This is a genomic window from Simiduia agarivorans SA1 = DSM 21679 (assembly GCF_000305785.2).
GTDB classification, from domain to species: Bacteria; Pseudomonadota; Gammaproteobacteria; order Pseudomonadales; family Cellvibrionaceae; genus Simiduia; species Simiduia agarivorans.
The window spans coordinates 3,472,516-3,484,833 of sequence record NC_018868.3; the positions used below are offsets into that span (position 1 = coordinate 3,472,516).

Genomic DNA, 12,318 nt, shown 5'->3' on the forward strand with positions numbered 1-12,318 from the left:
GGTTATTTCACTCCCTGTGCGGTTTTGGGATATTTTTCAGGGTATTTGGCAATGTGCTCGCGCAGCTCAGCCAGTTGTTGTTGTAAATGTGCTGGCGGTTGGTCGTACACGTCGGTAATGATTTCTTCGAGTGCGGGTGCCGGCACTTTTTCGGTGGCCTTAAGGGTGTCCAGCACTTCTTTGCGGTAGGTTTCCAGCACGGCTTTTTCCTGTTGCTCGGCCCACCATTTTTTCGCGATCAGCCAGTTCTTCATGCGCAATACCGGGTCCACACTGCGCCATTTTTCTTCTTCGTCTTTGGAGCGGTAGCCAGATGGGTCGTCCGAGGTGGAGTGCGCGCCCAAGCGGTAACTCATGGCCTCAACCAGCACGGGCTCCTGTTTTTCCACGGCAATTTTGCGCGCTTCCACGCAGGCGGCGAACACCGCCAGGACGTCGTTGCCGTCTACGCGGATGGTCTGCATGCCGTAGCCGACACCGCGGGCGGCGATACCGTCGCCGGCGTACTGCTCTTCGGACGGTGTGGAGATGGCATAGCCGTTGTTGCGGCAGAAAAACACGGTGGGGCATTTGAGCACGGCGGCCATGTTCATGCCGGCGTGGAAGTCGCCCTCGGACGCCGCACCTTCACCAAAGTACACCAGGGTACAGGCTTTCTTGCCGTCCAGTTTCTGGCCGTAGGCGTAACCGGCGGCCTGGGGAATCTGGGTCGCCAGCGGTGAAGAAATGGTCATGTAATTGAGCGCGCGGCTGCCATAGTGAATGGGCATCTGCCGGCCTTTGCCCAGGTCTTTGCTGTTGGACAGCATCTGGTGCATGAACTGCTCGGTGGGGAAGCCGCGGTAGCGCAGGGCGCCGTGTTCGCGGTACTGGCCCATGATCATATCGTGGTCTTCAAAGGCGGCGGCCGAACCGATCACGGCGGCTTCTTCGCCGATACAGGTCATATAAAAGCTCAGCCGACCCTGGCGCTGGGCCGCTACCATGCGTTCGTCCAGCACGCGGATAAACAGCATGGTGTCGTAAATGCGCAGGGCGGTTTCTTTGCTGAGCTTGGGGGCTTTGGCGCCATCGTGCAGGCTGCCGTCGGGCTTTAACAGGCTCAGGGTGTCGATGGGGAGTTCGAACCCAGACATCATCCGGAGCTTGTGGGTGATTTTGCTCTCGTTGCCGCTCATCTGTTACCTCTCGCCCTTGTGGGGCTGGTTTGAGACTTGTTATTGGGGTGCCGGCAAGTGTAGTTGCCGGACTGAAGGACACAGGCTCAAAAAAGTACCACGCCGCGCATAGGCGAGTCCTACCGATCTTTGGATCGGACTTACGGGTTTTGTGATATTTATTGCGCCTTATTGGACAATTTTAGTTGAAATGCCTAATTATTGCGCCATGAGTGGTCAGATTACCCGTCTGACACGGCGAAAGTCTGTCTGCTGGGTCAAAAAGGCGGCAGCTTGGGCTAAATTACAGTAACATGCGCGCCTTTTTATGCCGCCGCGCGGCCTGCCCATTCCGACCCGTGAGGAGAGACTATTCATGCCTGTAACCGATCAACCCTGCGATATTGGCTTTGTAGGCGCCGGCGTGATGGGGAAAAACCTCATTATGAATCTGGTGGATAACGGCTTCCGGGTGATTGCCTTCGACCTGGATCAGGCCAAGCTGGCGGCGTTAGTGGCGCAGGATGAGGCAGAACGCGGCGACGGCCCGGCGCGGGTGCTGACCTGTAATTCCTATACTGATTTGCTGGCCAACCTGGCGGCGCCGCACCTGATTGTGGTGTCGGTGCCCGCCGGCAGCCCGGTGGATGATGTGTGTCACAAGCTGGTGGATGCGGGCCTCAAGGCCGACGATATCGTCGTGGATACCGGCAACAGCCTGTGGACCGATACCCAGCGCCGGGAAAAGGAATATGAAGGCCAGTTCATCCTCTTCTCAACCGCGGTGTCTGGCGGCGAAGTGGGTGCTCGCTTCGGGCCATCCCTGATGCCTTCCGGCGACCCCTACGCATGGACCCGCATCAAGCCCCTGTGGGAAGCAATTGCCGCCAAAGTTGACCCGGATACCGGCAAACCCATCGAGCGCAAGGCGCCGGGTGAGGTGGTGGCCAAAGGTGAGCCCTGCGCCGCCTACATCGGCCCGAGCGGCTCTGGCCATTATGTGAAGATGGTGCACAACGGCATCGAGTATGCCGACATGCAGCTCATATGCGAGGCCTATCAGGTGATGCGCGATGCGCTGGATATGACCGATGTTGAAATTGCTGCAGTGTTCAAGCGCTGGAATGAAGGCCTGTTGAACAGCTACCTGATTGAAATTTCCGCCGAGGTACTGGCCACCACCGACAGTGAAACCGGTAAGCCTTTGGTGCAGATGATTCTGGATAAAGCCGGCCAGAAAGGCACGGGCCTGTGGACTGCGGTCTCCAGCCTGGAGCTGGGTTGTCCGGCGCCCACTATCGCCGAGGCGGTTTACGCCCGTTCGATTTCAACACTCAAAGACCAGCGGGTGAAAGCCTCCAGGCTGCTGGCTGGCCCCGCCTTTGACAAGCCTGCGGCCAGCGAGCGCGAAACTATTATCAACCAGCTGCACGATGCGCTCTATTGCGCCAAAATCTGCGCCTATGCGCAGGGTTTCGACCTGATGCAAACCGCCGCGCGCGAGCAGGAGTGGACGCTCAATTACGGCGAAATTGCCAAAATCTGGCGCGCTGGCTGCATTATCCGCGCGGTGTTCCTGCAATCCATTGCCGATGCCTTCGAGCGCAATGAAGAGCTGGAAAACCTGCTGTTGGACGAATTCTTCGCCGGCCAGATTTCCGAATATCAGGCTAACTGGCGTCGAGCTGTGGCCAATGCCAGCCTCTGGGGCGTACCTGTATCGGCCCTGAGCTCGGCGCTGGCCTATTACGATGCCTACCGCACCGAAACCCTGCCGGCCAATCTGCTGCAGGGCCAGCGCGATTACTTCGGCGCCCACACCTTCGAGCGCACCGACAAACCCCGTGGCAAAAAATACCACGTAGAGTGGAGCCAGCCCGGCCGCCCGCTGATCAAAATGAAGTAAAAGACAGGGTCAAAAGCATGGGGCCAGACCCCTTGGTACTTTGGTGCGGGCGCCAGCGCACGCACCAAAGTACCAAGGGGTCTGGCCCCATGCTTTGCACGTTTTCCGGTGCAAACGTCTATGCTGGAAGGGCAGTGGATACGGATGCTATCGGAGGATCACGTGCGCAAGACAGGACCCGTCACCGGCCGGGAGGTGCCTTTCCGGGCCGGCCAGGAAATCATCAGCGCCACCAACACCAAGGGCGTGATCACCTATTGCAACGACTATTTTTGTGAAATCGCGGGTTTCAGCCGGGAGGAGTTGCTGGGGCAGGCGCACAACATTATCCGCCACCCGGATATGCCTCAGGCGGCCTTTGCCGGTCTCTGGCAAACGCTGAAGCAGGGACGACCCTGGATGGGCGTGGTGGTGAACCGCTGTAAAAACGGTGATCACTATTGGGTGGATGCCTATGTCACGCCACTTAAAGACAGGGGCGAAATTACCGGTTACGAAAGCGTGCGCTCGCCGGTGAATGCCCAGGTAGTGGCGCGGGCGGAGGCTGTGTATGCCCGCTTGCGCGGCGGTCAGGCGCCCATTGCGGCAATGACCTTTGCCATTGAACTGATCAAATCCTGCCTGCTGGTGGCGGTGCCGGTGGCACTGGTGATCTGGGCCTTGCTGTGGTGGGCGGGCGGCCTTTCCGGCGCTACGGCGCTGGTGGCACTGCTGGCGGCGGCAGGACTGGGTTACGGCGTGAATCGCCTGACCGAGGCCGGGCTCGCGCCGGCAGTGCGGCTGGCCAGGCAGGAGATCAACGACCCCATCGCGGCCTACATTTACACCGGTAAAACCGGACCGCTGGCCGATATCGAATTGGCCGCACTGGCGCGCAAGGCGCGCCTGAAAACCGCGCTTGGGCGGTTTGGCGAAGCGTCGCGTCAGCTGTTTTCGCAAGCGGAAAAAGCACGACAGCAGGCGGAGGCGTCCAATCAGGGGATGCAGCAACAGCTGGATGAAACCCAACAGGTTACCGGTGCGATCCACCAGATTGCTGCACAGGTGCATCAGGTCGCCGCGTCGGCGTCGACCACTGCCGAGGCCACGGGAAAATCCCTGCAGCAGGTGCAGGCCAGTCATGAGGTGCTGGCGTCGGCCAATAATGCAATCAACGACCTCACCAATAAAGTGGACAGCCTGGCGCTGGTGACCGAGCGACTCACGGAAGACAGTGGCCGCATTTCCAGTGTGGTGGATGTGATCCGTGGCATTGCCGAACAGACCAATTTATTGGCGTTGAATGCGGCGATCGAGGCGGCGCGTGCAGGTGAACAGGGACGGGGCTTTGCGGTGGTGGCCGACGAGGTGCGCACGCTCGCCAGTCGCACGCAGGAATCCACCGAAGACATTCAGCAGATCATTGCCAAATTGTCGGCTGCCACGCGCGACGCTGCCACTAATATGGGCGAGTGCACGTCACTGGCCGATGTGACGTTATCGGAAATGACCTTGGTGTCCGATGCACTGAGCGCGATCAAAGACTCGGTGGCGGCAATCAATGGTCAGACTCAATCCATTGCGCGCGCCGCCAGCGCCCAGTCGGACAGCGCCACCAAAATAGAAACCATTACCGGGCGTATCGAAAAGATTTCCACCACCACGCGTGAGCAAACCAACCAGACCGCCAGCATGTGCGGTGAGCTGGCTTCACTGGCGCAACACCAATTCCAATTGATCGAGCGCTTTGAAGGGTAATATGCAGTCGCTTGTCGCTTGGCTGACCGTTTGTCTGTTGCTGTGCTGGCCAGGTGCCGCCCGGGCGGCAACTGGCGTCTCGCAGGCTGACACCGAGACATTGTATTACTACCACCAGAAGCCGCCTTACGTGGTGAATGCCGAACGGGCTGAGGGCGACTATTTTGATTTAGTGCGTCAACTCAATGAGGTGGCGGGCAAAAATCGTTACGTGCTGCGGTTTCTGCCCAGAGCCCGACTGGACCGCGACCTGAATACCGGCAAGCTCAAAGGCGCGATCCTGGGTGTTAATCCCGTTTGGTTCAACGATGTGATGCAGCAGCGGTATTTCTGGACGGACCCCATTTTCCGCGACCGCGATCTGGTGATATCGCACCGAAATGCCCCTTTTCGGTATGGCGAAGAGCTTATGACGGGAAAAACCGTGTGCTACGTCAGGGGCTATTTCTACGAGGGTATTACCCAACGGGTGCGCAGCGGTGAGATGCATTTATTTCCGGTGGCAAAAGAAGATGTGATATTTGACTCACTGGATCAATCGCGCTGTGATTTCGGCATTATCAGCGAATCCATGTACCGCTACCTGATTCGCAGCGGCGAGGTTGGGGCCGATTACTTCATCGCCAACAAGCCGCAGGCCGAATTCGACCGCATGATTCTGGTGCCATTAAATCAACCCGCTCTGTTCAACGAGTTGCAATCCTTGCTCCGGCGCATCAATGCGCCTGGTACCGAAGATGTGAGCGGGCTCACAAAATAACGCTCATCCCTGTCAACCCTTCTGCCTCAGCCCCGTTGGAATAACCGTGACTCAACAATAACGGGAGCAGACAATGACTCATTCAAAAACGCTACTGTCGCTGGCGTGCGCCGCATTAATGGCCTGTGGTGGCGGCAGTAACTCAGATGTTGAACAACCGCCGCTGGATTCTGAGGTCAGCCTCACCAGCCTGACGCTGGCGTTGACCGATGCCGAAGGCGATTTCCTGCAATACGAAGTGGATGTCAAAAGCATTCGTCTGACCAACACCCGCGGTGATGTGGTTGATGCACTGCCCGGCAGCACACGCGTGGATTTTGCGCAGTACACCGACGTGTCGGAACTGGTGGGCATCACCCAGGTGCCCACGGGCTATTATCGCTCTGCCGTGGCGCGGGTAGATTTTTCCAGTGCCCTGATTGTGGCGCAGGATGAAAACGGCAATGCCATTGCTGCCACGGCAGTGGATGCCGAGGGTAACCCCTTGGGTGAAGTGGATGTTGAAATTGACGTGTCGCGTTTTGAAAACGCGCAGGGTTTCTGGTTGCGCCCAGGCCGTGCGGCGCGCTTTACGCTGGATTTTGATCTTGATGCGTCTAATCTGCTGACTATCGACGATGCAGGCACACCGGATGATGTAAGTGATGACAGTGCCACCACCGAGGTGAGTCCGGTGTGGGTGGCCGAGCCGGAACTGGATACGGAGCGCGAGCACCGCATCCGTGGCTTGCTGCAATCGGCAGATACAACGGCTTCTACGATTACCCTGGCCGTGCGTCCGTTTCATCACCGTACTGGCGATTTTGGTGAATTGACACTGGCCGTTGCCAGCGATGCCCACTATGAAATTGACCAGCAGGATTTTGACGGCGAGGCGGGCCTGACAGCGTTGGCGGCATTGCCAGCCGATGCGCCTTTGGTGGCGTCCGGTCATTTTGTTCAAAGTGAAGAGCGCTTTGTGGTTGATACGGTATTTGCCGGGTCCAGTGTGCCCTGGGCCGACGGTGAATTTGCAAAAGGTATTGTGATTGCGCGCGATGCACAAACGCTCACCTTGCGCGGCGTGCGTTTCGCGCCCAGCGCACCTCACGGCATTGCGATTGGCAATGACATTACCGTAAATCTGGACGAGAACACGACTGTGTCGCGTGTTGGTCGTAGCGTGGATCATGGCACTCACGGGATCTCTATTGGCAGCCGTGTGCGCATTTATGATGAGGTGACCGGTGGTGAGTTGCATGCCACGCATGTGGGACTACTGAAAAATCAGTTGCGCGCCCGCGTCAATACCACTCAGGATGGCGTGGTGTCCTCCGAACTCAGTTTGTTCAACGGTTTGCGTCCGGATGCACTGCAATGGACGCTTGCGGGTGCAGATCCGGCGAATTACCGGATTGCCGATTCCGGATTGCCACACAGCCTGACCGATGGTGATTATCTCAAAGCCCGGGGTTGGGTCAGTGCCTATGACTTTACCAACAATCAGACAATCAACAGTTTTGATTTTCACGCCAGTACGCTGGTGAATATGGCGGTGGATAGCCGGGGTGCAGGTTTGCACCTGCACTGGGAAGATGGCAGCGCGCCCTTTGTCAGTGCCGGCGCCGATGCAGTTCATTTGTCCTTGGCAGGGCTCCACAAGGGGAGTGTATCTTTCGCCGGCTTCCGTAACCCGCTGACGGAAGATTCCGTAGTGACCCTGGTGCCGGCGCAGGATGGCCGTTCTGTTTTTGCCATTGCCGATCGCAATGAGCAGAATATTGCCATGTTCACCAGTTTTGAATCCATGTCTGCCGCCGCCGCGGAAACCGTAGCAGCCGGTCAATCTCTGGCCCGCATCAATGCGGTGGGGCAATGGGATGAGCAGATCGGTGAATTCACTGTGCGCCGGATGGTCATGGTGTTCGCCAGTGACGAGTGACCTGATCGTGTAAGGTGCAGGGACGCACCGATATTTTACCGCCCGGTAGTCTGCCGGGCTTTTTTATGACCGCCAGGGATGGCGGTTCGGCGTGCTGCAGATCACTCCGGTTTTCGTTTAACTGAGCCAGTGCAAAACAGAAAGCCGACAAACGGTTCCTATTACTGCTTGAAAATCTAGCCAGAATCATTCGCGGATGGGAATCCGCTCCTACAGCGGGATTGTTCACTGCAACGCTTTTAAATGCGCCACCACACTGCGCCCCAGCGCGCCGAGCGCATAGCCACCTTCCAGTAAGCTGATGATGTGACCGTTGCAGGCTTTATCCGCAATCGCTTTCAATTGTTGGGTGATCCAGCTGTAGTCGGCTTCGTTAAACGCGATGCCGGACATGTCGTCTTCCACGTGGGCATCAAAGCCGGCTGAAATCAGAATTAATTCCGGCTGCCATTGTTCCAGGTGCGGCAACCATTGCTGCTTTACTTTGGTTTGCCATTCTTTGCCGCCGGTGCCTGCGGTCAGTGGCATGAAGTGCAGGTTGGGTTCAGTCGCATCGGCACCACTGAACGGATAAAAGGGGTGCTGAAAGGAAGAGTAAAACTGAATGCGTTCGTCGCCGGCCACAATATCTTCCGTGCCATTGCCATGGTGTACATCAAAATCCACGATGGCAACGCGCGTGAGTCCATAATGTTCAATGGCGTAGCGCGCGGCGATGGCAATGTTGTTAAAAAAGCAAAAGCCCATGGCTTTATTGTGGCAGGCGTGATGGCCCGGCGGGCGCACGGCGCAGAATACCCGCGTAGCCTCGCCTTGCATGATCAGGTCTACCGCCTGAGTCGCGGCGCCTGCGGCGTGCAGGGCGGCGTCCCGTGTGTGTGCCATTAACTGGGTGTCATCATCGAGCCAGACGGGGCCCTGGCTCAGATCGCGCGCGAGCAAATCGTCCACGTAAGTTGGGTCGTGCGCAAGACACACATAGTCCCGATGGATTGGCAGCGCGTCGCGCGCCGGCACCACAAAATCCAGGCCCGATGCAATCAGCTGATCATTGATGGCGCTCAATCGTTCGGGGCACTCGGGGTGGGCCGGCCCCATATCGTGTTGGGCGCAGCTGGGGTGGCTCAGGATAATCAGGCTCATTGCGGGTCCAGGGCTAACAATAATAAGACTTCGTCCGGGTCGGTACCGGATTGTCGCACAAATCCCGCTTGTTCAAATATGGACAACATGGGTTTATTGGCCGCGCGCACATAGGCGCGCATGCCGGCCAGTTGTCGCTGCCGGGCGATAGCCATCATTTCCTGTAACAGGCGCGTGGCCATGCCTTTGCCGTGCGAGCGTTCACGGGTGACAAAGGCCACTTCACAGGTATTGTCTTTATCATTCAGGTAGTAACGGCCCACTGCCTCAATTTCCACGCTGGAGCCTTTCTGTCTGACGATGCACAGGGCCAGATCCCGGGTCTGGTCTACGCTCACCAGCGCACAGGATTGTTCCCGGCTCATCTGACGCGGATGGTGGTTGTAACGCAATAGCAGGGTTTGTTTGGTGTGCGAATAAAACAATTCCTGCAGCTTGCGCTCGTCGGCCGGATTGAGCGGCCGCAGGTCAAACGCTTCGCCATTGATGTCGAGCGTTTTCATTCCCAGTCCACCCAGCTCGTGTACCGTGTGGGGCGACTGGGTCTGGTAGTGGGGTACCCAGTAGTGCGCGCGCACCTGTTCCAGCAGCTGGTTGCGGAACTTGGGATGGGCGATGCGTATCAATTCTAACGCCCGCTCGCGGATGCTTTTACCTTTCAGGCAGGCGACGCCGTATTCAGTGACCACATAGTGCACATGACCGCGCGAGGTGACCACGCCGCCACCCTCGGTAATGTGCGGCACGATGCGCGATACGGTACCGCCCTTGGCGGTGGACGGCAGTGCGATGATCGGCTTGCCGCCGGGCGCGAGCGCGGCGCCGCGAATGAAGTCCACCTGGCCGCCAATGCCGGAATAAAATTTATAGCCAACAGAGTCCGCCACCACCTGGCCGGTCAGGTCCACTTCGATGGCGCTGTTGATGCTCACCATTTTGTGATTGCGTTTGATGTTGACCGGCGAGTTGATGTATTCGCTTGGGTAGAATTCCACGTGCGGGTTGTTGTGCACAAAGTCATATAACTGCTTACTGCCCATGCAGAAAGTGGTCACGGTTTTGCCCGGATGAAAGGTTTTGTATTTGTTGGTGATCACGCCTTTCTGCATTAAGTCGATAATGCCATCGGACACCATCTCGCTGTGCACGCCCAGATCTTTGTGATTGCCAAGGTAGCGCAGCACGGCATCGGGAATTTTGCCAATACCCAATTGCAGTGTTGCCTGATCCTCCACCAACAGCGACACATACTGGCCGATGCGTTCGGTGATTTCATCCAGCTCGCCGGTGTGCAGTTCAGGCAGCGCCTGTTCGCATTCAATGCAGGCATCAATATCGCGCAGGTGGATAAAACTCTGGCCGCTGGTGCGCGGCATGGACGGATTGATCTGGGCGATGACTTTTTTTGCATGCCGTGCCGCCGCCAATACCACATCGACGGTGACACCCAGCGAGCAATAGCCGTATTCATCCGGTGGGCTGACCATGATCAGCGCGGCATCCAGCGGCAGGATATCGCTGGCAAATAAGCCCGGCACTTCACTTAAAAAACTTGGCGTGTAATCGGCCCGGCCTTCGGCAATGGCGTTGCGGATTTTATCGCCGCCGATAAACAGCGTATTGACCTTGAACAGGTGCGCGTATTCCGGATCGACCCAGCGGTTATCGGACAAGGTGAGAATGTGCACCACTTCCAGATCGTTCAGACTGCCGGCGTTGTCAATCAGGTGGTCCACCAGTGCGTTGGGCACGGCGGCATTGGAGCCGATAAACAAGCGATTGCCGGAGCGGATTAATGAAGGCCAATCGGGGGCGGGGGGAAGGGCGTGTGCCATGGGTTACCTCATTTGCGTGAGCAGTGAGTATGGCACAGCCCCGCTGGAGGCAATTGATGCAGATCACGGGGGCTGGCGGCTTCGGGAAAAGTGCCTGCCCCCGATCTGTATTAAAGGATTATTTTAACCCCAGAACCTCTTTGCCTTGGGTGAACACGATATCCACCGGAATGTTGGCCTGGGTGAGTTTATCTAGCTCGGCCATCAGATCGGCGCCCATCTCGCCTTTTTCTGCCACCAGTGCGTGCACGCCGTCGTAGTCACCGTTGCCCTGCAGGGTCAGCAGCAGGTTGGACAGGTCATTCACCGCCTGGGTCATTTTGTCGAAATCCACGCGGTAGCGGCCGTCTGCATCGGTACTGAAGGCGCCGGCGTCTTTGAAGAAATTGAACCGCACCATGTTGGCTTTGCCGTGGGCGGAACTGGCGCCAAAACGTACAGAACGGAAGATACCAGCGAGGAAGGTGACGTAGTTATCCATCAGTTCGCCGTCGTCGATCTGGTTGCGCTTGTACAGTTCGGAAATCATGTACAGGCCCAGCACATCGGCTTTGCCTTCTTCCATGCTGGAGGCGTGTTCCTTCAGGGCGGTGCGCACCAGGCCTTTGCCGTTGATGGTGTTTTTGATGCCGAGACCATGGGCCACTTCATGGAACATGGTGTTGCCGAAGAAGGCATCAAAGGTGATGTGTTGCTGCTGGTCGGCCACGATCAGCTGTTCGGCAATGGGCACCAGAATCTTGTCGAATTTGGCGCGCATGGCGTTTTTCAGCTGCAGGCGACGGGTGCCTTTTTCCAACTGCACTTGTTCATCGTTAGGCAGGTTGATGGCGATGGTTTTGGAACCGGCGTTGGAATGGCCCGCGTAGTAGACCACGTCATAAGCATTCAGGTCGGCGTCGGTGCCGGGGGTTTCGGTTTTGTAGGCGGCATCCACCGGTAAACCGGCCTGCAATTCCGGCAGAAACGCAGCGTATTTAGCCAGGCGTTCGCTCCAGGCCTGATCTTTGATCAGCACGTAGGACTCATAGGCGGCGCGGTAACCAAACAGCATGTCTTCGTAGGTTTCAATGGCGCCAATCACCAATTCCACCGGGTTGGTTTTCATGTCCATCCAGGCCATGTCGGAGGGCTGGTAGTCATCGGTCTCCAGCGCTGAGGCACGCATGATCAGGTATTGTTTGAAGCTGGCGTCCTCTGCGTACTTGGCCGCTTCGCGCAACAGAAAGGCGGCTTTCTGCAATTCGGGCGCGAAGGCTTTGCTGTAGGGCACAAATTGCAATTCGCCGGCGGCGTTGCGACGGATCAGCGAATAGAGCTCCAGGTCGCGGGTGGTGTCCATTTGCGTCTGGTTTTCACTGCGCCAGGCTTCATATTCGGCCTTGGTCATGTCGGCAGGGTAAAACGCCGCGCCCAGGGGCTTGGCATCAACGCCCTGAATGAAGGGCGCATCGCCGGCCAGTCGGTCCCAGGGGCCGTAGTTGATTTCGGCAAAACGGCGGGTGGCCGGGTCTGGGATGCGGTCCAGCAGGCTGGCCTTGTCGCCGTAGGCCTGACGCCAGAACAGGTCATCCATAATTTCGCTGGCATCAATCAACAGTGCCACCATGGTGCGCTGACTGTCGGACAAATGAGACAGGTCTGCTTGCAGGGTCACATCGGCATAGATGCCAAAGCGATCGGTGCTGGAGGCAACCATCGGTGCGACGGCAGCCTGGGCTTTGGGCTCTTCCTGTTTGGGTGAGCAGGCGGTCAGGGCGACGGCGGCGGCCAGCGCCCCCATCAGAAGGTGCTTACGCATGGGGTTCTCCATTGCTGATTATTGTGCTCATAAGACGGTTAGTGGGCGGGGTTCCGCA

8 protein-coding genes are annotated in these 12,318 nt (G+C 57.7%); 4 read left to right on the top strand and 4 right to left on the bottom strand.

Annotated elements, in window-relative coordinates; all coding sequences use genetic code 11:
- Positions 1–2 precede the first annotated feature (2 nt).
- Positions 3–1,178, bottom strand: a complete 1,176-nt coding sequence (locus M5M_RS15680) for a thiamine pyrophosphate-dependent dehydrogenase E1 component subunit alpha (RefSeq protein WP_015048480.1) — start codon at positions 1,176–1,178, stop codon at positions 3–5.
- 355 nt (positions 1,179–1,533) lie between these two features.
- Here M5M_RS15680 and gndA point away from each other — a divergent pair, with 355 nt between their 5' ends.
- The 4 genes from gndA (at position 1,534) to M5M_RS15700 (ending at position 7,481) form a co-directional block, all read left to right on the top strand.
- Positions 1,534–3,063: an NADP-dependent phosphogluconate dehydrogenase gene (gene gndA / locus M5M_RS15685; RefSeq protein ID WP_015048481.1), complete on the top strand. Its 1,530-nt coding sequence runs from the start codon at positions 1,534–1,536 to the stop codon at positions 3,061–3,063.
- Positions 3,064–3,225: 162 nt separating this feature from the next.
- Positions 3,226–4,800, top strand: a complete 1,575-nt coding sequence (locus M5M_RS15690; RefSeq protein ID WP_024330157.1) for a methyl-accepting chemotaxis protein — start codon at positions 3,226–3,228, stop codon at positions 4,798–4,800.
- A 1-nt stretch (position 4,801) separates the two neighbouring features.
- Complete coding sequence (locus M5M_RS15695; protein ID WP_015048483.1) at positions 4,802–5,560, top strand: type 2 periplasmic-binding domain-containing protein; 759 nt, start codon at positions 4,802–4,804, stop codon at positions 5,558–5,560.
- Positions 5,561–5,633: 73 nt separating this feature from the next.
- Complete coding sequence (locus M5M_RS15700; protein WP_015048484.1) at positions 5,634–7,481, top strand: DUF4382 domain-containing protein; 1,848 nt, start codon at positions 5,634–5,636, stop codon at positions 7,479–7,481.
- 225 nt (positions 7,482–7,706) lie between these two features.
- Here M5M_RS15700 and M5M_RS15705 read toward each other — a convergent pair whose 3' ends face one another.
- From M5M_RS15705 to M5M_RS15715, 3 genes are all read right to left on the bottom strand, one after another.
- Positions 7,707–8,624 carry a histone deacetylase family protein gene (locus M5M_RS15705; RefSeq protein ID WP_015048485.1) on the bottom strand — a complete coding sequence of 306 codons (918 nt, stop codon included), beginning with the start codon at positions 8,622–8,624 and terminating at the stop codon, positions 7,707–7,709.
- Entirely contained in the window at positions 8,621–10,459 is a 1,839-nt protein-coding gene (locus tag M5M_RS15710) for a GNAT family N-acetyltransferase (RefSeq protein ID WP_015048486.1), read from the bottom strand. Before M5M_RS15710 ends, M5M_RS15705 begins: the two co-directional genes overlap by 4 nt.
- A gap of 118 nt (positions 10,460–10,577) precedes the next feature.
- The gene (locus tag M5M_RS15715; RefSeq protein WP_015048487.1) at positions 10,578–12,260 is read right to left on the bottom strand and encodes a dipeptidyl-peptidase 3 family protein; all 1,683 of its coding nucleotides are present in this window, start codon (positions 12,258–12,260) and stop codon (positions 10,578–10,580) included.
- Between the last annotated feature and the right edge of the window lie 58 nt (positions 12,261–12,318).